This window comes from Pseudomonas sp. LB3P14 (assembly GCF_054898045.1).
Window position 1 is genome coordinate 2,962,472 of sequence record NZ_CM142714.1, and the last position, 24,878, is coordinate 2,987,349.

Annotated in this window: 20 protein-coding genes; 5 read left to right on the forward strand and 15 right to left on the reverse strand. The window is 59.8% G+C overall.

The features are described 5' to 3' along the window. Nucleotides 1–23: 23 nt before the first annotated feature. Nucleotides 24–1,406 carry a cysteine--tRNA ligase gene (gene cysS, locus ACYZT5_RS13780; RefSeq protein ID WP_462051581.1) on the reverse strand — a complete coding sequence of 461 codons (1,383 nt, stop codon included), beginning with the start codon at nucleotides 1,404–1,406 and terminating at the stop codon, nucleotides 24–26. 15 nt (nucleotides 1,407–1,421) lie between these two features. Further along, entirely contained in the window at nucleotides 1,422–3,119 is a 1,698-nt protein-coding gene (locus tag ACYZT5_RS13785; protein WP_462051582.1) for a glutamine--tRNA ligase/YqeY domain fusion protein, read from the reverse strand. Nucleotides 3,120–3,396: 277 nt separating this feature from the next. On the opposite strand from ACYZT5_RS13785, the gene ACYZT5_RS13790 reads away from it, so the two are divergent. Together ACYZT5_RS13790 and lpxH are read left to right on the forward strand one after the other, a co-directional pair. Beyond that, a complete protein-coding gene (locus ACYZT5_RS13790) occupies nucleotides 3,397–3,900 on the forward strand; it encodes a peptidylprolyl isomerase (protein ID WP_128869400.1) in 504 nt (167 codons plus the stop codon). Then, nucleotides 3,897–4,649: a UDP-2,3-diacylglucosamine diphosphatase gene (gene lpxH, locus ACYZT5_RS13795; RefSeq protein WP_462051583.1), complete on the forward strand. Its 753-nt coding sequence runs from the start codon at nucleotides 3,897–3,899 to the stop codon at nucleotides 4,647–4,649. The genes ACYZT5_RS13790 and lpxH overlap by 4 nt, the downstream gene beginning before the upstream one ends. Before the next feature lie 121 nt (nucleotides 4,650–4,770). Here lpxH and ACYZT5_RS13800 read toward each other — a convergent pair whose 3' ends face one another. The 7 genes from ACYZT5_RS13800 to ACYZT5_RS13830 form a co-directional block, all read right to left on the reverse strand. Continuing rightward, entirely contained in the window at nucleotides 4,771–6,300 is a 1,530-nt protein-coding gene (locus ACYZT5_RS13800) for a DHA2 family efflux MFS transporter permease subunit (protein WP_462051584.1), read from the reverse strand. A 65-nt stretch (nucleotides 6,301–6,365) separates the two neighbouring features. Then, nucleotides 6,366–7,583, reverse strand: coding sequence for an HlyD family secretion protein (locus tag ACYZT5_RS13805; RefSeq protein ID WP_462051585.1), 1,218 nt, complete (start codon nucleotides 7,581–7,583; stop codon nucleotides 6,366–6,368). Nucleotides 7,584–7,598: 15 nt separating this feature from the next. After that, nucleotides 7,599–9,068 carry an efflux transporter outer membrane subunit gene (locus ACYZT5_RS13810; RefSeq protein WP_462051586.1) on the reverse strand — a complete coding sequence of 490 codons (1,470 nt, stop codon included), beginning with the start codon at nucleotides 9,066–9,068 and terminating at the stop codon, nucleotides 7,599–7,601. Then, complete coding sequence (locus ACYZT5_RS13815) at nucleotides 9,065–9,538, reverse strand: MarR family winged helix-turn-helix transcriptional regulator (RefSeq protein ID WP_462051587.1); 474 nt, start codon at nucleotides 9,536–9,538, stop codon at nucleotides 9,065–9,067. The genes ACYZT5_RS13810 and ACYZT5_RS13815 overlap by 4 nt, the downstream gene beginning before the upstream one ends. Before the next feature lie 247 nt (nucleotides 9,539–9,785). Then, nucleotides 9,786–13,460 (reverse strand): translocation/assembly module TamB domain-containing protein, encoded by a 3,675-nt coding sequence (locus ACYZT5_RS13820; RefSeq protein WP_462051588.1) that lies wholly within the window; start codon nucleotides 13,458–13,460, stop codon nucleotides 9,786–9,788. Then, nucleotides 13,457–15,184, reverse strand: coding sequence for an autotransporter assembly complex protein TamA (locus ACYZT5_RS13825; protein WP_462051589.1), 1,728 nt, complete (start codon nucleotides 15,182–15,184; stop codon nucleotides 13,457–13,459). The genes ACYZT5_RS13820 and ACYZT5_RS13825 overlap by 4 nt, the downstream gene beginning before the upstream one ends. Before the next feature lie 65 nt (nucleotides 15,185–15,249). After that, the gene (locus ACYZT5_RS13830) at nucleotides 15,250–15,900 is read right to left on the reverse strand and encodes a GNAT family N-acetyltransferase (protein WP_462051590.1); all 651 of its coding nucleotides are present in this window, start codon (nucleotides 15,898–15,900) and stop codon (nucleotides 15,250–15,252) included. A gap of 310 nt (nucleotides 15,901–16,210) precedes the next feature. Between ACYZT5_RS13830 and xthA the strand changes: the two genes are divergently transcribed. Both xthA and ACYZT5_RS13840 read left to right on the forward strand, forming a co-directional pair. Further along, complete coding sequence (gene xthA / locus ACYZT5_RS13835) at nucleotides 16,211–17,023, forward strand: exodeoxyribonuclease III (RefSeq protein ID WP_462051591.1); 813 nt, start codon at nucleotides 16,211–16,213, stop codon at nucleotides 17,021–17,023. A gap of 208 nt (nucleotides 17,024–17,231) precedes the next feature. Then, nucleotides 17,232–18,572 (forward strand): substrate-binding domain-containing protein, encoded by a 1,341-nt coding sequence (locus ACYZT5_RS13840; RefSeq protein ID WP_462051592.1) that lies wholly within the window; start codon nucleotides 17,232–17,234, stop codon nucleotides 18,570–18,572. Between the two features lie 52 nt (nucleotides 18,573–18,624). On the opposite strand, the gene ACYZT5_RS13845 is transcribed toward ACYZT5_RS13840, so the two are convergent. Together ACYZT5_RS13845 and ACYZT5_RS13850 are read right to left on the reverse strand one after the other, a co-directional pair. After that, the gene (locus tag ACYZT5_RS13845; protein WP_462051593.1) at nucleotides 18,625–19,143 is read right to left on the reverse strand and encodes an ankyrin repeat domain-containing protein; all 519 of its coding nucleotides are present in this window, start codon (nucleotides 19,141–19,143) and stop codon (nucleotides 18,625–18,627) included. A 111-nt stretch (nucleotides 19,144–19,254) separates the two neighbouring features. Beyond that, nucleotides 19,255–21,093 carry a long-chain-acyl-CoA synthetase gene (locus ACYZT5_RS13850; RefSeq protein WP_462051594.1) on the reverse strand — a complete coding sequence of 613 codons (1,839 nt, stop codon included), beginning with the start codon at nucleotides 21,091–21,093 and terminating at the stop codon, nucleotides 19,255–19,257. A gap of 343 nt (nucleotides 21,094–21,436) precedes the next feature. On the opposite strand from ACYZT5_RS13850, the gene ACYZT5_RS13855 reads away from it, so the two are divergent. After that, on the forward strand, nucleotides 21,437–21,715 hold the full coding sequence (locus tag ACYZT5_RS13855; protein ID WP_347803381.1) for a DUF3509 domain-containing protein: 279 nt from the start codon (nucleotides 21,437–21,439) through the stop codon (nucleotides 21,713–21,715). Nucleotides 21,716–21,808: 93 nt separating this feature from the next. On the opposite strand, the gene mtnC is transcribed toward ACYZT5_RS13855, so the two are convergent. Genes mtnC through ACYZT5_RS13875 form a run of 4 tightly spaced genes read right to left on the reverse strand, consistent with a single transcriptional unit; the run spans nucleotide 21,809 to nucleotide 24,846 of the window. Then, nucleotides 21,809–22,492, reverse strand: coding sequence for an acireductone synthase (mtnC, locus tag ACYZT5_RS13860; RefSeq protein ID WP_462051595.1), 684 nt, complete (start codon nucleotides 22,490–22,492; stop codon nucleotides 21,809–21,811). 4 nt (nucleotides 22,493–22,496) lie between these two features. Continuing rightward, nucleotides 22,497–23,042, reverse strand: a complete 546-nt coding sequence (locus ACYZT5_RS13865) for a 1,2-dihydroxy-3-keto-5-methylthiopentene dioxygenase (protein ID WP_462051596.1) — start codon at nucleotides 23,040–23,042, stop codon at nucleotides 22,497–22,499. Between the two features lie 35 nt (nucleotides 23,043–23,077). Beyond that, nucleotides 23,078–23,704: a methylthioribulose 1-phosphate dehydratase gene (locus ACYZT5_RS13870; protein ID WP_462051597.1), complete on the reverse strand. Its 627-nt coding sequence runs from the start codon at nucleotides 23,702–23,704 to the stop codon at nucleotides 23,078–23,080. Then, nucleotides 23,701–24,846: an MFS transporter gene (locus ACYZT5_RS13875; RefSeq protein ID WP_462051598.1), complete on the reverse strand. Its 1,146-nt coding sequence runs from the start codon at nucleotides 24,844–24,846 to the stop codon at nucleotides 23,701–23,703. Before ACYZT5_RS13875 ends, ACYZT5_RS13870 begins: the two co-directional genes overlap by 4 nt. Between the last annotated feature and the right edge of the window lie 32 nt (nucleotides 24,847–24,878).

The following is a 24,878-nucleotide window of genomic DNA, read 5'->3' on the forward strand; positions in this document are numbered from 1 at the left end:
TGCGTGGGAACGATCAGCAGCAATCAGTCAGCCAGACGCCAGGTCGTGCCGCCCTTCCCGTCTTCCAGCACCACGCCCATCGCGGTCAGCTGGTCGCGGATACGGTCCGATTCTGCCCAGTCTTTACCGGCACGGGCCGCCAGACGCGCAGCAATCAGCGCATCAACCTCAGCCGCATCAACCCGCCCTTCGGCACCGGCCTGCAAGAAGTCATCGGCTTCGAGCTGCAACACGCCCAGCACGCTGGCCAGTTCCTTCAGACGCGCCGCCAGACCCGCCGCCGCCTCTTGATCACTCTCGCGCAGACGGTTGATCTCACGCACCATCTCGAACAGCACCGCACACGCTTCCGGTGTGCCGAAGTCGTCGTTCATCACTTGGGTGAAACGCTCGACAAAGGCTTCGCCACCGGCCGGCGCTACGTTCGGCAGGCCTTTCAACGCGTGGTAGAAACGCTCGAGGGCGCCTTTGGCGTCCTTGAGGTTGTCTTCCGAGTAGTTGATCGCGCTGCGGTAGTGGCTCGACACCAGCAGATAACGCACGACTTCCGGGTGGTACTTTTCCAGCACGTCGCGAATGGTGAAGAAGTTGTTCAAGGACTTGGACATCTTCTCGCCATTGATGCGAATCATGCCGCAATGCATCCACGCGTTAGCGTAGGTCTTGCCGGTGGCCGCTTCGCTCTGGGCGATTTCGTTTTCGTGGTGCGGGAACTCAAGGTCGCTGCCGCCACCATGAATGTCGAAGGTCTCACCCAGGCAGCAGGTAGACATCACCGAGCACTCGATGTGCCAGCCCGGACGCCCATCGCCCCACGGCGATGGCCAACTCGGCTCGCCCGGCTTGGCGCCTTTCCACAGGACGAAGTCCAGCGGGTCCTGCTTGGACTCGTCGACTTCGATCCGCGCGCCGATGCGCAGGTCTTCGATCTTCTTGCGCGACAGCTTGCCGTAGCCCATGAACTTGGCGACGCGGTAGTACACGTCGCCATTGCCCGGTGCGTAGGCGTAACCCTTGTCGATCAGGGTCTGGATCATGGTCTGCATGCCAGCGATGTGATCGGTGGCACGCGGCTCCATGTCCGGCTTGAGGATGTTAAGGCGCGCCTCGTCCTCGTGCATCGCGGTGATCATGCGCTCGGTCAGCGCGTCGAACGGCTCGCCGTTCTCCTTGGCCCGATTGATGATCTTGTCTTCAATGTCGGTGATGTTGCGCACATACGTCAGGTTATAACCGCTGAACCGCAACCAGCGGGTCACCAGGTCAAACGCGACCATGCTGCGACCGTGGCCAATGTGGCAGTAGTCGTATACGGTCATCCCGCAGACGTACATGCGCACATTATTGCCATCCAGAGGCTTGAAGACTTCTTTGCTCTTGGTGAGCGTGTTGTAGATCGATAGCACGTTAGATTCCTTGAATCACTGGCCCCACGAATCACGCAAGGTCACGGTACGGTTGAACACCGGATGACCGGGTTTCGAGTCCTTGATATCCGCGCAGAAGTAACCTTCGCGCTCGAACTGGAAACGGTCTTCCGGCTGTGCATTGCCCAGCGAGGGTTCAGCACGACAACCGGTGAGGACTTGCAGCGAGTCAGGGTTGATGTTGTCCAGGAAACTGGCGCTGTCTTCGGCTTTCTCAGGGTTGGCCGAGCGGAACAGGCGGTCGTACAGACGCACTTCGCACTCGACGCTGGCAGCGGCCGGCACCCAGTGCACGACGCCTTTGACCTTGCGGCCTTCAGGGTTCTTGCCGAGGGTTTCCGGATCGTAGGAGCAACGCAGTTCGACGATGTTGCCATCGGCGTCCTTGATCGCTTCGTCGGCGCGGATCACGTAGCTGCCGCGCAGACGCACTTCGCCGTTCGGCTCAAGGCGTTTGTAGCCTTTTGGCGGCTCTTCCATGAAGTCTTCACGGTCGATGTAGAGCTCACGGGCGAACGGCAGAACGCGCATGCCCATGTCTTCTTTCGGGTGGCACGCCAATTCGAGGTTCTCGACCTGGCCTTCCGGGTAGTTGGTGATCACGACTTTCAGCGGACGCAGCACGCACATGGCACGCGGGGCGCTGTGGTCGAGGTCGTCACGGATGCTGAATTCCAGCATGCCGAAGTCGACCACGCCGTCGGAACGGTTGGTGCCGATCATTTCGCAGAAATTGCGGATCGATTTCGGCGTGTAACCACGGCGGCGGAAGCCGGACAGCGTGGACATGCGCGGATCGTCCCAGCCATGAACGTGCTTTTCATCGACCAGTTGCTTGAGCTTGCGCTTGCTGGTGATCGTGTAGTTCAGGTTCAGGCGCGAGAACTCGTACTGACGCGGTTGCGCCGGCACGGGCAGGTTCTCGAGGAACCACTCGTACAGCGGACGGTGGCTTTCGAATTCCAGGGTGCAGATCGAGTGGGTGATGCCTTCGATGGCGTCCGATTGACCGTGGGTGAAGTCGTAGTTCGGGTAGATGCACCACTTGTCACCGGTCTGGTGGTGGTGAGCGTGACGGATGCGATACATGATCGGGTCGCGCAGGTTCATGTTCGGCGAGGCCATGTCGATCTTGGCCCGCAACACGCGTGCGCCGTCCTTGAACTCGCCGGCCTTCATACGGGCGAACCAGTCGAGGTTTTCTTCCACGGAGCGGTCGCGGAACGGGCTGTTTTTGCCCGGCTCGGTCAGGCTGCCGCGGTATTCCTTGGCCTGTTCGGGGCTCAGGTCGTCGACGTAGGCCTTGCCGGCCTTGATCAGTTCAACGGCCCAGTCGTGCAACTGGTCGAAATACTGCGAGGCGTAGCGCACTTCACCGGACCATTCGAAGCCCAGCCATTTGACGTCGCTTTCGATCGCGTCGATGTATTCCTGGTCTTCCTTGGCCGGGTTGGTGTCGTCGAAACGCAGGTGCGTGACGCCACCAAATTCCTGGGCCAGACCGAAGTTCACGCAAATCGACTTGGCGTGACCGATGTGCAGGTAGCCGTTGGGCTCAGGCGGGAAACGGGTGACGATCTGCGTGTGCTTACCCGAGTCCAGGTCCGCCTGGATGATCGGGCGCAGGAAATTGACCGGCACGGCAGGGCCGGTCTTGGAATTCGAGGTAGGGTCGACAGTGGGCTTGCTCATAGGATCCTTGAACGTACAAGTGCGCGGCCAGTTGGCCAAATCAAAGCGGCGGTTAAAACAAAGGGGCTTATCATAGCCGATGCCGTCAAGTCGCTGACAGAGCAGGCCCGAAAACGGCTGCATTTAATCGGATGCAAATGAAAAACAGCCTCGAAATTCGCGCTTGGCACGCTAAACTGCGCATCTTGGCTGTTTTTGGCCAGACCGGTTGGGGGTGTTGAAGCCCCGAAACCCACGAATTCATTGAAAATGCTTTACCTCATAAAGAGTAATGATCATGACCCAAGTCAAACTGACAACAAACCATGGCGACATCGTCCTGGAACTGAACGCTGAAAAGGCACCGCTGACCGTTGCCAACTTCATCGAGTACGTCAAAGCCGGTCACTACGAAAACACAGTTTTCCACCGCGTCATCGGTAACTTCATGATCCAGGGCGGCGGTTTCGAGCCAGGCATGAAAGAAAAGAAAGACAAGCGCCCAAGCATCCAGAACGAAGCCGACAACGGCCTGCCGAACGAGAAGTACACCGTGGCCATGGCTCGCACCATGGAACCGCATTCGGCTTCCGCCCAGTTCTTCATCAACGTGGCTGACAACAGCTTCCTGAACCACAGCGCCAAGACCACTCAGGGCTGGGGCTACGCGGTATTCGCTAAAGTCGTTGCCGGCACCGACGTCGTCGACAAGATCAAAGGTGTTTCCACCACCATGAAATCCGGCCACCAGGACGTACCGGCAGAAGACGTGATCATCGAGAAAGCCGAGATCATTGAGTGATACTGCTGATTTCAGACTTACATCTGGAAGAGGAGCGCCCGGACATCACCCGGGCGTTTCTGGATTTGCTCGCCGGACGCGCCCGCTCGGCGAGTGCGTTTTACATTCTGGGCGACTTTTTCGAGGCGTGGATTGGCGACGATGCCATGACGCCCTTTCAGCGCTCCATCTGCCAGGCCCTGCGCGAACTCAGCGACAGCGGCACGGCCATTTTTCTGATGCACGGCAATCGCGACTTCATGCTCGGCCAGGCCTTCTGCAAACAGGCCGGCTGTACGTTGTTGAAGGACCCGAGTGTCGTGCAGTTTTACGGTGAACCGGTGTTATTGATGCACGGCGACAGCCTCTGCACCCGCGACGAGGCTTATATGAAGCTGCGTCGCTATCTGCGTAACCCGATAACCCTGTTCATCCTGCGGCATCTGCCCCTGAGTACTCGCCATAAACTGGCGCGCAAGCTACGCAGTGAAAGCCGTGCGCAGACGCGGATGAAGGCCAATGACATTGTTGATGTCACGCCGGAAGAAGTGCCACGGATCATGCAGGCCTTTGGCGTGAAGACCTTGATCCATGGGCATACCCATCGCCCGGCCATCCACAAATTGCAGATTGGCGAGCAGGCGGCCAAGCGGATTGTGTTGGGGGATTGGGATCGTCAGGGGTGGGCGTTGCAGGTGGATGAGAATGGGTTTGCGTTGGCGCCGTTCGACTTCGCCCCGCCGCCACAGCTGGCAGCACCTTCTGCCTGATCGACCTGATCGTTCCCACGCTCTGCGTGGGAATGCAGCCCGGGACGCTCTGCGTCCCAAGAGCCGAACGCGGAGCGTCCGTTGAGGCATTCCCACGCGGAGCGTGGGAACGATCCGCCCCCTAGTGACCTGAGGCAGCAGGCCCCGCCTTCGCCGCAAACGGCGGTTTCGCCAGCCACACCAGCAGAATCAACCCCATAAACCCCCACCCCAGCAACGTGAAGTAATCCACGGTGGAAAGCATGTACGCCTGACTGGTCAGCACATGATCCAGCTGCGCATACGCCGGACTCCCCGCTCCGCCCAGATTGTTCAACGCCTCCCGGGTCGCCGGCTCATAGGTGCTGATGCTTTCACTCAAATACGCATGGTGCTGATCCGCCCGGCGAATCCAGATCCACGTCGTCAACGACGCCGCAAAACTACCGCCCAAGGTCCGCAGGAACGTCGCAAGGCCCGCGCCGTCGGCGATCTGGCTCGGCGGCAGGTCCGACATCAAAATGCTCAAGGTCGGCATGAAGAACAGCGCCACGCCAATGCCCATGAACAACTGGACCAAAGCGATGTGCTGGAAGTCCACTTCATTGGTAAACCCGGCGCGCATGAAGCAGCTCAACCCGATACACAAGAACGCGCCGCCGGCCAGCAAGCGCAGGTCGAACTTTTGCGCGTACTTGCCGACAAACGGCGACATCAGCACCGGCAGAATCCCGATCGGCGCCACCGCCAACCCAGCCCAAGTCGCCGTGTAACCCATCTGGGTTTGCAGCCATTGCGGCAGGATCAGGTTGATCCCGAAGAACCCGGCGTAACCGCCCACCAGCACGATAGTGCCGATGCGGAAGTTGCGATACGCGAACAGTCGCAGGTTGACCACCGGGTGTTTGTCGGTCATTTCCCAGATCACGAACACCGCCAGTGCTATCACGGAAATGGCCGCGCCGATGATGATGAAGTTCGACTCGAACCAGTCCAGGTCGTTGCCCTTGTCGAGGATCACCTGCAATGCGCCGACGCCAATGATCAGCGTGATCAAACCGACGTAATCCATCGGCTGGTAACTGGTTTCCACCGGCCGCGCCTTGAGCTGCGAACGCACCACCATCACCGCGAAGACCCCGATCGGCACGTTGATAAAGAAGATCCACGGCCAGCTGTAACTGTCGGTGATCCAGCCGCCGAGGATGGGACCTGCAATCGGCGCCACCACCGTGACCATCGCCAGCAATGCCAGGGCCATGCCGCGCCTGGCCGGCGGATAGACGGCAATCAGCAGCGTTTGAGTCATCGGGTACAGGGGACCGGCCACCAGACCTTGAAGCACCCGGAAGCCAATCAGCTCCGGCATCGAGGTCGAGATACCGCAAAGAAACGAGGCCAGCACGAACAGCACTGTCGCCCAGAGAAACAGCTTCACCTCGCCGAAGCGCCGGCTGAGCCAACCGGTCAGGGGCAACGCGATGGCATTGCTCACCGCGAATGAGGTAATCACCCAGGTGCCCTGCTCCGAACTCACGCCCAGGTTGCCGGAAATCGTCGGCAGCGCCACGTTGGCGATGGTGGTGTCGAGCACCTGCATGAAGGTCGCCAGCGACAGGCCGATGGTGCTGAGCACTAGGCTTGGCGGCGTGAAAGACGCGTTATTACTCATCGCGAATCCTTTGAAACTTGGCTGGCGCCGCGCCCTTTAACGGGCGCAGCTGGCGGATTGGCGAATCAGCGTTGAACGGTTTTGCTGACCGCGGCGCTGTTGTCGTGGATCAATTGAGCGATCATCGCGTCGGCCTCGGCCAACTGACGGTCATAGACGTTGGTGCTGAACGAGGCCTTTTGCGGCGGCTGTTGCGCCAGCACCGGACCGCTCTGGTCATGCAGGTTCACATCGACCTGAGTCGACAGGCCGACTCGCAACGGGTGCTTGGCCAGTTCTTCGGCGTTGATGTGAATCCGCACTGGCACACGCTGGACGATCTTGATCCAGTTACCGGTGGCGTTCTGCGCCGGCAACAGGGCAAACGCGCTGCCGGTGCCGGCACCGAGGCTGTCGATGGTGCCGCTGAACTTCACGTCGCTGCCGTAGAGGTCGGCTTCGATGTCCACTGGCTGCCCGATGCGCATGTCACGCAGTTGGGTTTCCTTGAAGTTGGCGTCGATCCACAGCTGATCCAGCGGTATGACGGCCATCAATGCGGTGCCCGGCTGGACGCGTTGGCCCAGTTGTACGGAGCGCTTGGCCACGTAACCGGTAACCGGCGCAATTAAGGTGCTGCGAGAGTTGTTCAAGTAAGCCTGACGCAATTGCGCGGCAGCGGACATCACGTCCGGGTGCGACGAAACCACGGTGTCATCGACCAGCGCACTGGTGGTTTTCAGTTGCTGTTTGGCGTTGGCCAGGGCGTTTTGCGCCGAGGTCAGGTCATCGCGAGCGTGGGACAGTTCTTCCTGGGAAATCGCCCCGCCAGCGGCGAGGTTTTTCCGGCGATTGAAGTTGTCCTGAGCCTTTTGCACTTCGGCCTGCTGGGCGTTGACCTGGGCTTTCATGCCGTCGACGTTGCTGTACAAGCCGCGAACCTGACGCACGGTGCGGGCCAGATTGGCTTGGGCACTTTGCAGACCGACTTCGGCGTCGTTCGGGTCGAAGTTGATCAGCACCTGACCTTCGTGAACCAGGTCGCCGTCGTCGGCACCGATGCTGACCACGGTGCCGGTGACCAACGGAGTGATTTCCACCACGTTGCCGTTCACGTAGGCGTCGTCGGTGCTTTCGTTCCAGCGCCCGTAGAATTGGTGATAACCCCAGACGCCGATACCGGCGAGGATCACCACGATCGCCAACACCACCAGCATGACTTTGCGTTTGCGCGGGTTGCTCGTGTCTTGCGTGTTGTCAGACGCTTTATCAGTTGGAGCAGGAGTTGTATCGGCAGTGGCCATGACAAGTACCTTGAATTAGTTGTGCTGCGTGGCTGGGGTTGCGTTGGCTGCGGTCAGGGTTTCGCCCTGGAAGCCGCCGCCCAGCGCCTGCATCAGTTGGATCGACAGGTCGATCTGCTCGGCATTCAGGTTGGCCAGCTGACGCTGGGCCTGGAGCAATTGCTGCTCGATGCTGAGCACGTCCAGGTAATTCCCGATGCCGGAACCGTAACGCTGGACCACGGTGTTGTAAGAATCCTGGGCAATGTCGGTGGCGTGCTGCTGAGCCCCGATCTGCCGGCCGATGTCACGCAACTGGTTGATGGTGTCGCTGACATCGCCCAGCGCTTTCACCAGGCTTTTGTTGTACTGCGCCACGGCGAGGTCGTAATCGGCGTCGCGGGAATCGAGGTCGGCGCGCAGGCGGCCGCCGTCGAAGATCGGCACCGAGATCGTCGGCGCAATATTGAAGAAGCGACTGGCCGAACCGAACATTGCGTCGCCCAGCAAAGATTCGGCACCGGCGGCAGCGCTAAGGTTCAAGTTTGGATAGAACTGGGTTTTCCCGGCGGCGATGTCCTTGCTCGCCGCTTCGACCCGCCAGCGTGCGGCCACCAGGTCGGGACGACGACCCAACAGCTCGGCCGGCAGTACCGAGGGCAACGCGACGGCGCTGGCCTGAAGGATTTTCGGCCGGGCTATTTCGTTACCGCGATCCGGGCCTTTACCGAGCAATACGGCCAAAGCGATTTTCGCGCTTTGCAGGCGTTTCTCGGCGTCGATCAGGCTCGCTTCGGACGTGGCTTCCAGGCTTTCGGTCTGCTGGAACTGGTATTGACTGTCGATCCCGGAACTCAGGCGACGCTGGCTCAGATCGAGCATTTGCCGGGTGCGCTTCAGGTCTTCACTGGCCAGGTCATAGACGATGTGTGCCTGACCCAGGTCGCTGTAGGCGCGAGCCACGTCCGCGGACAAGGTCAGCTGAGCGGATTGTTGATCGACTTCGGCAGCACGGGCCTGGCCCAGTGCGGCTTCCCAGGCGTCGCGCTGACCGCCCCAGAGGTCGAAGTTGTAATTGAAACTGGCACTGATGTTACGCACGGTGGAGTACCTGTCGCCCTGCCCGCTCGGGTCCTGATCCCGGGCCAGACGCGAACGGCTGACGCCAGCGCTGGCATCGAGGGTTGGCATCCGCGCAGCGTCGGCGGAGTAAGCGGCGGCGCTGGCCTGGTGGGCGCGGGCATCGGCGATTTGCATGTCAGGGCTGTCGTGCAAGGCTTCGCGGATCAAGCCGTCGAGCTGTGGGTCGCCGAGGCTTTTCCACCAGTCGCTTTTCGGCCAGGCCGCGGGCGAGAGGGTCACGCCGCTGAGGGATTGCCCGGCCTTGAGGGTTTTCGCATCAAGGCTGACGCCTTCGGTGGTCAGGCCGCTGTAACTGGCGCAACCGGCCAGGGTCATGGCCGCCAGCACCAGGCTTAGGCCAGTACGCAGGGTTTTGTTGCTCATTTGTCACCTACCCGCAGCAGCGTGATCGAGTCACCGGCTGCCACCAAAATTTTCTTCAGGATCAGTTCCAGGGTTTTCAATTCTTCCGGGGTGATCGCGCCTGCCAGTTCATTCATCGCATCGGCGCCGATGTGCGGCAGGCGGTCGGCAAGCTTCTCGCCTTCTTGGGTCAGCACCAGTTGAACCTGACGGCGGTCCGCCTCGGAACGTTGGCGGGCGAGGAAACCTTTCTGTTCTAGACGATCGAGCATGCGGGTCATCGAACCACTGTCCAGCGACAGGTGACGGCACAGCTCGGCCGGGGTATCGACGCCGAACTGGGCCATGATGATCAACACTTTGAACTGCGCGGCGGTGATGCCGTGGGGTTCCATGTGCGTGTCGATGATCCGGTCCTTGAGCAGCGCAGCGCGCCCGAGCAGGAGGCCGAGATGGCAATGCTGGAATTCGTCTGGCGTGAAATGCTTCATCTGACCACCAATTAGCTGCCTAGGCAGAGAATGTATGACGAGATGTTACTGCCTAGGCAGCGAATGTCAACGTAATAGTTAGGTTGCTTGCTATTTAGTTGATCAATGGCGCGCGACTGATCGTTCCCATGCTCTGCGTGGGAATGCCTCAACGGACGCTCTGCGTTCGGCTTTGGAAGGGACGCGGAGCGTCCCGGGCTGCATTCCCACGCGGAGCGTGGGAACGATCAGGCGAGGGAACGCGGGTTTAGAAATCCCGCTTGTAGAAGATGTCCAGCGAACTGGCCACGCCGCCGGCGGCTTCGAGGTAGACCTTCTTGCTCAGCTTGTAACGCAAGGCGATGGTGTTGGCCGGTTCGAACACGCCCACGCCATAACGCAGGCTGAGTTTCTCCGAAATATTGCCGCTGGCCACCACACTGGTTGCGTTGCCGCTGCCCTGGGTGTCGAGCTGGAAGTCCTGAATGCCCAGATCCTTGGCCAACCCGCTGGTCACCCCCGAGCTGCCCATCAACCCCAGCCCCAGCGCGGCTTGGGCGAGCATATTGTTGTCCTCACCGCTGGTGCTCAACGGGCGCCCCAACACCAGATAGGACAACGCCTGCTCCTGGCTCATGGCCGGTTCCGAGAATATCTGCGTCGTCGGCTGCTCGGCGCTGCCGCTCAGGCGAATGCCGGCGATCACGTCGTCGGTCTGGCGAATCGCTTCGATGTCCAGATACGGCTGGTCGATGGGACCTGCGAACAGCAGCCGCGCACGGCGCACCGTCAATCGCTGACCGTAGGCGCGATAACGCCCGTCGTTGAGCCAGAGTTCGCCGCGGGTGTCCATGTTGTCGCCGATGTGCACATGACCTTGCAGATTGGCGGTCAGGCCAAAACCGGCAAAGCTGAGCTTGTCCTGTCCGACCGCCACATCGATGTCCATTGCCATGGCCATCGGCGGTTTGCCCGCTTCGGTCTGCTGGCCGACGATCACCGTGTCATCGGACACCTTGACCGTCGACGGCGGCAGCTCGCGCACGGTGATCTCGCCTTTGGGCACCAGCACCTTGCCGGCAATCGCCAGTTTGTCGTCCTTCATCGAAATCTTCAGGTCTGGCGCCATTTCCAGCTTGGCATACGGCTCGACGGTGACGGGCAATTGCGTGCCTTTGAGCGCCAGATCCACCACCAGCGCCTGACCCCAGGCGATGTTGCCGCTCAAGGTGCCCTGCCCGCTCTTGCCGCTTTTCCAACCGCCGTTCAACTGCACGGTTTCACCAGCAATCACGGCTTGAAGTTGCAGCGCTTCGAAGTCCATCGGCAGTTCAGGCCCGGAAATCTCGCCGTCGCTGAGCAGCAGATTGCCGTTGACCTGCGGCGCCAGCAGCGTGCCTGCAAGCGTGCCGCTACCATTCAAACGACCAGTCAGTTTCTCGACCATCGGCACGAAGGGCCGCGCTACCGACAGGTCCAGACCACTCAAGCGGAACGAGCCGGTCAGCGGTTTGTTGTTCGGCAGCGGATTGATCTGCGCCTGGACCATGAGTTCGCCGAGCTTGCCGCCAACGAAGTTGAGGTCAGTGTCGATGCGCTTGGGCGTGAGTTTGCTGGTGAGTGTCAGCGTCTGGTAGGGGAAGTCCAGCCACTGGTCCTTCTCCTTGATGCGCAACGTGCCGCCGCTGGCATCGACGCTGATCTGGCCGTTCGGGCCGCTGGCCGGCAGGTCCAGTTGCAGGTCGGCGTTGAGGAGGCCCTTCCAGGCGAAATCTTTCGGCAACCATTGCGCGAGGCTGTCGATCGGGAACTGTTTGAGGTGATAACGCAGCTTCGGCTCAGGTATCAGGCGCTGATCCTCACCGCACAGGCTGGCCGGGCCGGACGTCCAGCAATGGGCGCCGAAATTGACCTTGCCGTCCGCCAGCCGATCCAGCTTCGCCGGACCTTGCAGCTTCCAGTCCTGACCGCCGGCCTGGATATCACCGCTGGCCAGCCGACCACGCCAATTGCCTTTATCCAGATTGCCATCGAGGCCGAGTGCAAGTTTCAGCTTCGGCCCTTGCAGATCGAGGGCGAGTTTCTGGTTTTTCATATCGCCCTGGCCGCTGGCGGTCAGCGTCCCCAGTGACGTCTCACCAACCTGAATGCCACTGCCCTTGAGGTCGATTTTCGCGCGCTGTGCGCTGTCGAGGGTGGCGTCCAGATTCAGGCTTTGCAGGCGATTGTCTTCGAACGCCAGTTGCGTGCCTTGCAGCCCGAGCTTGCCTTGCGGCGCCTTGAGCGTCCCGGCGACATCGACGCGGCCATTGAGCTGACCGCGCAGTTGCGGCCAGAGCTGAGCCAGGCGCGGCAGCTTGATATCGATCTGGCCGGCGAGCTTCTGTTGCAGGCTGCCCTTGCCGTTGATGCTGTTGTCGCCAAGGCGAATTTGCAGCGCGTTGAGGTTCCATTGTTCACCACCGCCATCGGCTTTGGCCTGGATCACTGCCGGTTGGCCGCGCAGTTTGCCTTTCAAGTCGAGATCAGCGGTCAGGCTGAGTTTTTCATTCTTCATCTCGCCTTTGCTGCGCAACGGTCCGGCCAGGGTGCCCGGCAACTCTGCGACCCAGTACGCCGGGTTAATCGCCGACAGGTCCAGCGCGGTATCCCAGGCAATACCCTCGGCGAATTGCAGGTTCAGGTGCCCTTCGGCCTTGCCCTGGCCGGCTTCGAGTTGAATTTGTTGCAGGTAGATTTTCGTCAGGTCGCCGCTGAACGGGCTGGTCAGGCTGAACGCGCCGGCCGGGCCGTCGAGTGCGGCTTTGAAGCTGCCGAGGTATTGGCCGTCAGTGTAGGAAACTTCACCGTTGAAGCTGCGCAATGCCACTTCTGGCTCGTCGATCAGCGGATAGAGGCGATGCCACGGGAAATCCAGCCAGTCGATTTTTGCATCAACGCTCAGGCCTTTGCTCCAGTCGAGGTTGCCGGTGAGTTTGAGGCTTTGCTTGTCGTTGGCCGTGAGGTCCAACACGGCGATCTGAGCGCCATTGGCGTCGACCTTGCCTTGCAGCAACAGCGCGACCGGGCCAAGTTCTGCGGGCAACGTGGCTTTGCCGAGCAACTGGTAACCGTTTTTCAGGTCGCCGTCGCCGGTGAGTTCCAGTTGGTTGAGTTGCAGGGTGTCCGGCAAATCGACGCTGGGCTTGAACCCGTCAGCGGTGATCCGCACCTTGGCCGGCAGGTTTTCCACCAGCGGTTGCAGTTCACCGGTCAGTTGGCCGTTCAGGTAACCGCTGCTGTCGGCTTTCAGGTTCATGGTTTTCAGCAGATCGCCGTCGACCTTCAGGGCCAGCGTCCAAGGCTCGGTGCCGGGCGCCGGCAGGGTCAGTTTGCCTTCGGCGGTCAGCGGCCAGTTGCCGCTAGGTTGCAGCAGGCCTGAAAGATTCAGGCTCAGATCATCCCTTTGCAAATGAACGGAGTCGATCTGCAAGCCTTTGGCCGTCCAGTGCGCCGCCAGTTGCAAACCCTTGAGTTCTTCGCTGCCGTTGAACAGCAGGCTGCCGACCTGGACATCGCCCAGCTCGATGGCCAAGGGCAATTTCAGATCCGGAAGACTGATCGGCCCGCTGCCTTCTTCTTCCGTACCGGGCGGGAATTGCAGGCTGACCTGATCGGCTTTCAATTGCTCGATGCACAGGGTCATACGCGTCAGGCACAACGGCGACCAGGCGAAAATCGCCTTGTTCAGCTCAACCCGGCTGCTGTCCTGCTGCCACAGCACATGGTCGGCACTCCACTGTCCGCCCAGTCGACCCTGGAAATTGTCCACGGTCAAACCCGGCACAAACCCCAGCGCCCAGCGACTGCCCGCCGCTGTGCCCAGCACCGTGGCCACGGTCAGGATGACCAGCATCAGCAGCGCCAGAGTCGCCGACAGCGTTATTTTCAAACCACGATTCACAGCTCAGGCCCCATGGAAAAGTGCAGTCGAATGCCGCCGTCGTCGTCCATCGCATGGGCCAGGTCGAGGCGTATCGGCCCCACCGGCGAGACCCAGCGCACGCCGATACCGACACCGGTCTTGAGGTTCGGCAGTTCGAGGGTGTTGAAGGAGTTGCCTTGGTCGATGAAGGTCGCGACCCGCCATTTTTCGGCGATGGAGTACTGATACTCGACGCTGCCGGCGATCATGTAGCGGCCACCGATGCGGTCGCCCTCGGAGTTTTCCGGGGACAGGCTCTGGTAGTCGTAGCCGCGCACGCTCTGATCGCCACCGGCGAAGAAGCGCAACGACGGCGGCACCGATTTGTAGCCGTTGGTGGCGCTGCCGCCGACCTGCACCCGCCCGAGTAAGCGGTGCTTGTCGAAGACCGTGGTCAAGCCTTTCACCAACGCGGTGCCGTAGACCAGATTGGTGTCCGAGCCCACACCTTCCTTGGCCACTTTGGTCTCGAATTCCAGGCGATAACCGTTGTGCGGGTCGATGCGATTGTCGCTTTTCAGGTAGGAATAGCTGACGCCAGGCATCAGCAACGTGCTGAGCCCCGAGTCGTCGCCAAGCCTGTATTCCTCGCGCTGCCACTTGAGCGACACCACCCGCTGCCAACCGCTGGGCAGCTTGCTGTGCCACTCGGGACCGACGGTCAGCAGTTTGCTGAGGGAGTCGTTGTCGGCGATTTCTTCGTTCTGATAGCCACCGGCGAACCGCAGTTTGTCGGTCAGCGGCGGGTCCAGTGGAATGTCATAGAACACACCGACGTTCTGTCGTGGTACCGAGACTTCAGTCTCCCAGCCATAGCTGTGCCCCTGAGGGTTGACCCAGTGCCGGGTCCAGTTGGCCTTGACCCGTGGGCCGACGTCGGTGGAATAACCCAGCCCCAGGCCCATGGTCCGTGGTTTGCGGGTTTCGAGTTTGACGTCTACCGGGATGACATCGTTCTTCGACGCCGTCGGCGCCGCATCCACCCGCACACTTTCAAAATAGCCGCTCGATTGCATGGCCTGATTGAGTTCGGCGATCAGCTCGGAATCATAAGGCGCGCCCGCCTTGAACGGCACCATGCGTTGCAACAGGTCTTCGTCAAACGGCGTGTCACCCTCGAAACTGACCTTGCCCAGTGAATAGCGCGGGCCGCTGTTATAGATCAGTTCAATGTCGGCAACGCCGGCTCGCGGGTCGACTGATAATTTCTGGCTACTGAAGTGCCCGCTGAAAAAGCCGTAGCGCGAAGCCTGGTTCTGAATCAGGCGCTTGGCGTCCTCGTAATGACCATGGTTGAGCACTGCGCCGGTTTTCAACGCATTGCCTTTGGGTACACGAAAGGATTTGAGGGAGGCCGCCGGGCCGTCGATGCGAACAGTGACGTTGCGCAGATGTACAGGTTCGCCCGGATCAATGGTCAGCACCAGGCGAGGCGTCTTGCCGCCCTTCACCTGCGAGTCGATCTGCGGCTGGTAATAACCCAAAGCCTGGGCAGCCTTGCGCGCCTGTTCTTCGGCGCCACGACTGAAGCGCAACAAGGCTTCTTCATCACGATCGCCGGGGCTGCCGATATAGCCTTCTATATTGGCCTTCAGTTCATCGTTGGACGGTTTGATCCGCACATCCAATTCACTTTGCGCCAGCGCCGTGCAGCTGGTAATCAGCATCAGCACGCCGCTGGTAATTCTTCCTGGAAACTTCATAGGCGCGGATGCTATCACGAGCTTGGGAGCGTGATAGAGCCTGGCGTGGCGTGAAAGTTCTACCTTTATGCCGTTGCTGTTTGTAACACCTGCGGGTTGGCGTGGAAAAACACGTGCTCGCGAATCGGTCCTACGGCGACCTCACCGATTTCCTCATAACCCTGACGCTTATAGAACTCCAGATAACGAGGATTCCCGGTATCGAGAATCACGCCTTCGGAGTGCTCATCCACCGCGCACCAGTTGTGCACCGCTTGCAGCAATTGTTCGCCGAAGTGTTTGCCCTGGAATTGCGGATGAACCCCCAGCAACGGCAGCAGGTGCACCGAGTCGGACGGCACGCAAGCCATCACGGCATCGTGATACTCGAGATAGCGACGGGTGCAGCGAAACCCGGTGCTGAGCACCATGCGCAAACGCCAGGCCCAACTTTCGGTGATGCCCAGGCGACGTTGCGGCGGCGCGATCAGCGCGATACCGATCAACCGGTCGTTGACCAGCAGGCCGATGGCCGGCAAGTCCTGAAGAAAGTGTTGTTTGACCAGCTCGCGCACGGTGGCGCGGACCCGCTGTTCATAACCGGGACGCTCCGCTTCGAACAGGTAGCCGAATGTCGGCTCATGCCGGTAAGCCTGATACAACAGCGAACGAGCTTCGCGGGAATAACCGTTGTCGAGCATGTGAATATCGGCGATGACGGTCGAGGTTTCGGGCATAACGGCATTTCTCCCCTGGCACAGCTCAAATGACTGCGCTCTTATTGGTACGAGCCTATAAGCAGCGGCACAGTTCCTTGCTGATCCAAATCAGCATGGGTGCTTTAGCCGTCTTCGTCGGAACGCCGCCCGGAACAGGCTCGCTCCCACAAGGTATAGACCAGACTCGTCCCCTGTGGGAGCGAGCCTGCTCGCGAAGAGGCCCTAACTGCCAATATAGACCTGACAGAACACAGTGAATCCCCTCACCCCACACTGGCCCCATTCCCACATGTCAGCTAGCATCGCCCTTTTGCCAGGACTGCCGACCATGAAGATCGTCTCCTTCAACATCAATGGGCTGCGCGCTCGCCCCCATCAGCTGGCGGCGCTGATCGAAAAGCATCAGCCTGACGTTATCGGCTTACAGGAAACCAAGGTCCACGACGACCAATTCCCGCTGGCCGAGGTTCAGGCGCTGGGTTATCACGTGTACTTCCACGGGCAAAAGGGTCACTACGGCGTCGCCCTGCTCTCGCGTCAGGAACCGATTGCCTTGCACAAAGGTTTCGCCACCGATGAAGAAGATGCTCAGCGCCGCTTCATCTGGGGCACTTTCGCCGACGCCAATGGCGTGCCGGTGACCATCATGAACGGCTATTTCCCACAGGGCGAAAGCCGAGATCACCCCACCAAGTTCCCGGCCAAGGAACGCTTTTACAGCGATCTGCAGCAATTGCTGGAAAGCCAGTTCAGCAATGATCAGCCGGTGGTGGTGATGGGTGACGTGAACATTTCCCCGGAAGACTGCGACATCGGTATCGGCCCGGACAACATGAAACGCTGGCTGAAAACCGGCAAATGCAGCTTCCTGCCGGAAGAACGCGAGTGGATGGCCCGCTTGAAGAACTGGGGCCTGGTGGACAGCTTCCGTCACTTGAACCCGCAGGTGACCGACCGTTTCAGCTGGTTCGACTACCGTAGCCGCGGTTTTGAGGATGAGCCCAAGCGCGGGCTGCGGATTGACTTGATCATGGCGTCCCACGGGTTGTTGCCTCGCGTGAAGGCTGCGGGTGTGGATTACGACCTGCGCGGGATGGAAAAACCATCGGATCACGCGCCTATCTGGCTTGAATTGAGCTGATCCCTCAGGTTTGCGTCGATGATCGTTCCCACGCTCTGCGTGGGAATGCAGCCAGGGACGCTCCGCGTTCCGCTTCTGGAGGTGACGCAGAGCGTCACGAGATGCATTCCTTTGCTGCGCGTGGGAACGATCATTAGAGACTGTCATCTTTCAGAAATCTTACTGACTTATTCTCCCGGCACTCCCTTTGGCTTTATAAGGTGCCGGCATGACGCTGCGCGTGTTGTTCCTGTTGATGCTGTGCGCCTGGCTACCGCTGACGGCGTCGGCTGGCGATTTGCCGACGCCCGAGCCTGGCCCGGTGCTGCGCATCCAGGGCTCCAATACCATTGGCGCGGCATTGGGGCCGGCGCTGGTTGAGGGGTTGATGCGCGAACAGGGTCTGCTCAAGGTTCACAGCGAGGCCCCGGACAAAGCCAACGAACTGCGCGTCGTCGGTGAAACCGTTCAGGGCCGCCGGGTCGTGGTGGACGTCGCGGCCCACGGTTCCAGCACCGGTTTCACTGCCCTGAAAACCGCCACTGCCGATCTTGCCGCCTCCTCGCGCCCGATCAAGGACAGCGAACGGGTGGACCTTGCACGCTTGGGCGACTTTAAAAGCGCCGGCGCCGAGCAAGTCATTGCCATTGATGGTCTGGCGATCATTCTTCATCCGCAAAATCCGTTGAGTGAACTGAACACCGAACAACTGGCACGAATCTTCAGCGGCGAGGCAAAAACCTGGGAAGAACTCGGCGGCAGCGGTGGGACGATTCATCTCTATGCGCGGGATGACCAATCGGGCACCTACGACACGTTCAAGGAACTGGTCCTCAGCCGTCGTGGGAAAACGCTGAGCAGCGCTGCGAAACGGTTCGAATCCAGCGAGCAATTGTCCGACGCGGTCAGCCTCGACCCGCAAGGTATCGGCTTCATCGGCCTGCCTTACGTGCGTCAGGCCAAAGCCGTGGCGATTGCCGACGGCCAATCCCAAGCCATGTTGCCGCTCAACAGCCTCATCGCTACGGAAGACTATCCGTTGTCCCGCCGGCTGTTCTTTTACCTGCCGCCCAATGGGAAGAATCCCTGGGCCGAAGCACTGGTGGCGTTCGCCCAAAGCAGCAAGGGTCAGGCGATTGTCGCCGCCAATGGTTTTATCGCCCAGACCGTCCAGGCCATGACTGTCACGCCGAATGCATTGATGCCTGAGGGTTACCAGGCGCTCAGCCGTCATGCCCAGCGATTGTCAGTGAATTTCCGTTTCGAAGAAAGCAGTGCGACGCTGGACAACAAGGCCCGGCAGGACCTGTCGCGGGTGCTCGACTATATAAAGCAGCGTGACAAAACCAATCGGCAGGTGACGCTGGTGGGGTTTGGCGACGCCAAGAGTGATCCGGCGCGGGCCGATCTGCTGTCGAAACTTCGGGCCATGGCGGTGCGGCGGGAACTGGTGAAAAGCGGCGTGGTATTTCGCGAGATTCGTGGTTTTGGCGCCGAGATGCCAGTGGCGGCCAATAGCGCGGATGAGGGGCGAATCAAGAATCGGCGGGTTGAGGTTTGGGTGTATTGATGGTGTGTGTAGCAGCTGTCGAGCTTGCTCGGCAGCGGCTACAGGGTGCAAATCAGCCGAGCAGCTTCTGCAACTGCGCCGTGGTGTCCACCGCGCCCATCGTCTTGGCGGCATCCAGCGCGCAGACGCCATTGGCGTCCTTGGCTTTCGGGTCGGCGCCTTTGCTGATCAGGTAGTCGACGATTTCGACGCGATTGAACATCGCCGCCATCATCAGCGCGGTACGGCCATCGAAGGACGAGCCTTCCACTTGCGCCCCGCCTTCAACCAACGCCGTGACGACCGCAAGATCACCCTTGAACGCCGCGCCGGCAATCGGGCTCTGGCCGTTGTCGTTGCGGATTTCCGGATCAGCCTTGTGTTCAAGCAGGACTTTTACCGTCTCCACATGGCCGTGGTACGCCGCCAGCATCAGCAAGGTGTCGCCCTTGTGGTTGCGCAGGTTCGGCGGCAGGCCCTTGGTCAACAGCGCAGCCATCATGGCCGCATCGCCCTCGCGCGCTTTGTTGAATACCTGTTCGGCAAATTCAGCGGCTTCTTCGGGGGTCATCTGGCGGCTTTGGTCTGACATTGGGGACTCCACTTTCTGTTATTCGCAAAGCCGACAGTTTCCCGAGCAGCCCCGAGGCTGTCACTTCTTTTTTCTCATGGACGGCCATAGCCACATTCAATAGCGCTGCATTCAATAACGAAAAGCGCCGCCGTGAATATCCGCCAGCAACTGCGGAGTGACCTGCACGTAAGTCTGGGTCCCCGGCAGCCAGGCATAGATCGGGTCATCGCCGGTTTTACCGGGGTCGAAGGCTTCATCCTTGAGGCGAGTCTTCTGGTATTTGAAGGTCCCGGTGGTCTCCATTTTCACTTTCACTCGCAGGAACAACGGCACCGCATAAGCGGGTAATTGCTCGCGGGCGAAAGCCAGCAACTCACTGAAATCCAGGATAGCCAGGGACTCGGCTGGCGTAATCGCCGCCATCCCGGCACGCCCGTTGGTGTTCTGGATCTCCACACCGTAGGCCACGGCCTCGGAAATATTCGGGTGTTGCAGAAGGATGTTCTCGACTTCGGTGGTCGAGACGTTTTCGCCCTTCCAGCGGTAGGTGTCACCCAAACGGTCAACAAACTGAGCGTGGCCAAAACCGATGTTACGCAGCAGGTCACCGGTATTGAAGTAACGGTCGCCCTTCTCGAACACGTCGTGGAGCACAACCTTTTCAGTCTTCTGCGGATCGGTATAACCGTCGAGCGGTGCCTTGTCGTCAATCTTCGCCAGCAACAGCCCCTGCTCGCCTTTGGCGACTTTGCGCATGAAACCCTTGGCATCCCGAATCGGCGCGCCGCTGTCGTGGTCGTAGGCCGCCAACTCCCATGACATCAGGGAAAAACCGACGGTGTTATCAAAGTTCAGGATGTTGGTGAAGCCGATATTGCCGTCGCTGGCGGCGTACAACTCACAGATATGGTTCACCCCGAATCGCGTCTTGAACTCGCCCCACGCGCCAGGGCGCAGGCCATTGCCAATCATCTTCGTCACGCTGTGCTTGCTGTCGTCGGCACTGGGCGGTTGATCCACGAGGTAACGGCACAATTCGCCAACGTAACCGAGGGTGGTCGCGCGGTACTTGCGCACATCGTTCCAGAACTGACTGGCGCTGAACTTGCGGCGAATGACAAAGCCCGAGGCGCCACTGATCGCCGAACCCCAGCACACGCACAGCCCGGTGGCGTGATAGAGCGGCAAGGTGCAATAGACGACATCCTCCGGGCGCATATCCAATGCGATCAGCCCGAAGCTTGCGCAGCTGCGCATCCAGCGGCCGTGCTTGAACACCCCGGCCTTGGGCAAGCCGGTGGTGCCCGAGGTGTAGATATAGAAACAAGGGTCGTCGAAGAAAATCTGTTGGCTGCTGTAAGGATTGTCGCTGGAAGCGTCGGCACTGGCCGTCATCAGGTTAATGAACCCGTCGGGCGCAATGCCCGGTTGAGTGAAGGTGTCTTGATCGGCGACGAACCAGGTGCGCGCCGCCTCGATCGACACCCGCTCGCGCACCGCCAAAAACGCCGGGACCAGCTCTTCTCCGACAATGATTGCCGCGGGCGCTACCAGGTTCAGGCTGTGAGCCAGGGTATCGCGAGTTTGCGAGGTATTGAGCAAGGCACTGATCGCGCCGACCTTGGCCACCGCCAGAATCGTCACCAACAGTTCCGGGCGATTCTCGATAAAGATCGCCACCCCATCGCCCTTGCGGATGCCTTGGGCCATCAGATGATGGGCGATGCAGTTCGCCCACTGGTTGACCTGAGCATACGTCAGCGCCCTCTCGCCCTGCAGCAATGCCGGGCCATCGGGATTACGCAACGTCGCTTGCTCGAAGTACCAGCCCAGGCCACACGGTTGGGTCGGGTCCTTGACGTTGGCGACTTTCATGCCCTTCACCACTCGAGGAATGGCCTTGGCAATGGAAGGCAGCTTGCGGAGCATCATGCCCCAGGTAATCGTGTCGTGCGACGTGCGGCTCATGGTTGCTCCCGGTCGATCTTTTTATTATCGGGCGGCGTTGATTGAGGCCGAAAATACGTCAGCGGTTCCTGAGCTGTACACGCGGTTTTTGAAATGTTTTGTATCCACGGCTGATGAATTCGAAAGGGAGAGCTTGCGCCGGGCAATTCGTTCCATCCAATTCGGGTCGACCACGCAAAATGCAGGATGCACGATGGCCATTCATGCAGATTGCACGAAAGTAAAAAATCAACTGAAAATTAACTTATTGATTTATAAGGACTTTAAAAAAAACAGGTGCTGGCACAATCACTGCAACTACCTCTACATGCTTGCCATTCAAGAGCTAACGGAGCTGATAGACATGAGCCTGATCCAAGAAAAATTTTCGTCCCTGTTCTCCAACTTCGAAGTGACCACCCAGCCACGTCCGGACGGCGGGATTCTGCTGACCTTGAGCAGCACCGACGGCAAAGTCTTCAAACGTTCGATTTCCTACCAGCAATTGCATGCCGGTGATCAGTTGTCCTGGGTGATCAGTGCCATTCGCCGTGACATTGCCGAACAGGCCAGTGAACTGCCGCAGATCTCCATGCTGCAAAGCCAGCAGCGGTTTGCCCTGCCGACCTATCACTCGGTGTAAATCCTGCGGTTGTATAAATAAACACGCTGCAAACAAACAGGCCGTGAGCGCTTTCGCTTCACGGCCTGAGTTGTTTAGGGCGTCAGTTGTCGTTTAAAACGCAGCAGGATCAATCCGCGCAAAACTGTCCACCGTCACATGCCCCGCCAGTTCTCCACCCTCTCGGGCCAATCCGCACGTAGCCATTCCCGCCGTGTGCGCCGCGTCCAGTTCCTCGACGATGTCGGACAGAAACAGAATCTGCGAAGCTTGCAGGCCAATGGCCTGGGTAATGCGCGCGTAGGACTGCGCTTCACGCTTGGGCCCCGAAGTGGTGTCGAAATAGCCGCTGAACAGCGGTGACAAGTCACCCGCCTGCGAACAGCCGAAGATCAGTTTTTGCGCCTGAATCGATCCCGAAGAGTAAACAAACAGTTTGAAGCCGTCCTGATGCCAGCGTTTGAGCGCTTCAACGGCGTCCGGGTAAACGTGGCCTTTCAACTGTCCGGCCTGATAGCCCTGCTCCCAGACCATGCCTTGCAACGCTTTGAGTGGCGTCGCTTTGCGGTCTTCGGCGATCCAGCCCAGAAGAATCTCAATGACCCGCTCGACGTCAGCGTTCGGCTCGTTGTTGTCCCGGCGCACGGCGTTCAGTTGCTCGGCAACATCCGCACGCTCGGCGTGCTGGCGAACGAAATCAGGCAGGTGTCTGGCGGCGTACGGAAACAGCACGTCAAACACAAAACTCACCGCACTGGTGGTGCCTTCGATGTCGGTGAGAATCGCGTTGATCGGCACTGGCTCAGTCCTCAAGACGCGGGAAGCGGCTGGCGATGTCATCGCCGGTGAAGTTGGCCACCCAGCCTTCGGGGTTGTTGAACAGACGGATCGCGACGAAATGCGGATGCTCGCCCATGTCAAACCAGTGCGGGGTGCCGGCCGGGACCGAGATCAGGTCGTTTTTCTCGCAAAGAACCGCGTAGACGTAATCGTCGATATGCAGGGTGAACAAGCCACGGCCAGCGACGAAAAATCGTACTTCGTCTTCGCCATGGCGATGTTCGTCGAGAAACTTGGCGCGCAATTCTGCTTTTTGCGGGTGATCGCTGTTCAGGCTGATCACATCGACGGTGATGTAACCACGTTCGGTCATCAGCGTGTCGATTTGCTCCTGGTACGCCGCGATCACTTCTTCCTGACTCGCGCCGGGCTGGATCTTCGCCGTGGCTTGCCAACGGTCGAAGCGCACGCCCTGTTCGGCCAGAGTCGAGGCGATGTCTTCGAAATGCGTCAGCACCTTGTTTGGCAAGTCAGGGCTTGAGACGTGGTAAACGGACAGGCTGCTCATCAGGGCAACTCCTTAACGGTTCATGCCTTTACGGTTCATGCTTTATTGTTAAAAACCGAGCGCGTCTTCAACTCGCACTCGAACAAAAATTCAAAGGCTTCGATCTGCCGCAGCGCATCGCTCATGCGCGCGCCCCAGGTGTAGAGACCGTGGCCGCGGATCAAATAGCCGACGCAATCGGGATGGGCTTCCAGCCAAGGCTGCACCTCGGCGGCCAGGCGCGCAATGTCCTGATCGTTGTCGAAGATCGGCACACGTACTCGGGATTCGTGAGTCGACACACCGCTGAAGGCTTTTTGCAGTTCGTAGTCTTCGAACTCAATGAAGTCTTCCGGCGTCAGGCGCGACAGCACCGTAGCGTTCACCGAATGCGTGTGCAGCACCGCGCCGATCTCCGGGCGCCAGTGGTAGAGCTGAGTGTGCAGCAGGGTTTCGGCGGACGGCTTTTTGCCCGGTTCCAGGCTATTGCCCGACAAGTCGGTGGCCAGCACATCGTCGAGGCCAAGTTGGCCTTTGTGCTTGCCGGACACCGTCAGCAGCGCTTCAGTCGGCGACAGGCGCGTCGAATAATTGCTGCTGGTGGCCGGCGACCAGCCGCGGCCATACAGAAAACGCCCGGCATCGATGATTTCCTGAGCGAGGTGTTCACGGGTAAGGCTCATGGCCTGTCCTCTTGCATACGTGTGGCAATGATAACGGCAGCCGCCAGGGCTGCGAGACTGGCAATACTAAAGGTCAATGCAGGGCCGAGGGCATTCCAGCTATAACCGGAATACAAGGCGCCCAGTGCACCGCCGGTACCAGCCAGTGCGGCGTACAACGCCTGGCCCTGCCCTTGTTGGCGCGCGCCGAAACTACGTTGCACGAATTGGATGGCAGCCGCGTGAAAGCTACCGAAAGTCGCCGCGTGCAGAACCTGGGCAAACAACAGCACCCAAAGAAATTCAGCGAACGAACCGAGCAACAACCATCGCAACGCCGCCAGCAGAAAACTCGCGAGCAACACCCGACGCACGGAGAAACGCGCAAGGATCTTGCTCATGGCCAGAAACATCAACACTTCGGCCACCACGCCGACTGCCCAGAGCAGGCCGATCAGCCCACGGCTGTAACCGAGTCGCTCAAGGTGCAAGGTCAGAAAGGTGTAATAAGGACCGTGGCTCATCTGCATCAGCGCCACACAACCGTAAAACGCCAACACTGCGGGAGTGCGCAACTGTTTGAGAAAACCGTCCCCCGCCGGTCGCTCACCCTGGACCGGTTGAGCGTTGGGCACCCACAGGCTGCTGACTACGATCCCGGCCATGATCAGCACCAGCGCCACCGGATAAATGTCGAGACTGAGCCATTCGAACAATCGGCCGAGTGCGACCACGGTGATGATGAAACCGATGGAACCCCACAGGCGGATCTGGCTGTAACGGTTGGTCTGGCCCTGCAAGTGCGCCAACGTGATGACTTCGAACTGCGGCAACACCGCGTGCCAGAAGAACGCGTGCAAGGCCATGACCATCGCCAGCCAGGCGTAGGTCTTGCTGACGAAGATCAGCGAGAACGTCAGCAACGTACAGACCGCGCCGAAGCGCACGATGGCCAGGCGTCGGCCGGTGTAGTCACCGAGCCAGCCCCAGATGTTCGGCGCCACGCAGCGCATCAGCATCGGGATCGCTACCAGCTCGCCAATCCGTGCGCTGGAAAAGCCCAGGTGATCGAAGTACAGCGCCAGAAACGGCGCTGTCGAACCGAGCAAGGCGAAATAGAACAGATAGAAACTGGAGAGCCGCCAGTACGGGAGCGCCGCCACAGTCACCAGTCCGCAGCGGCTGTGAGGTCAGC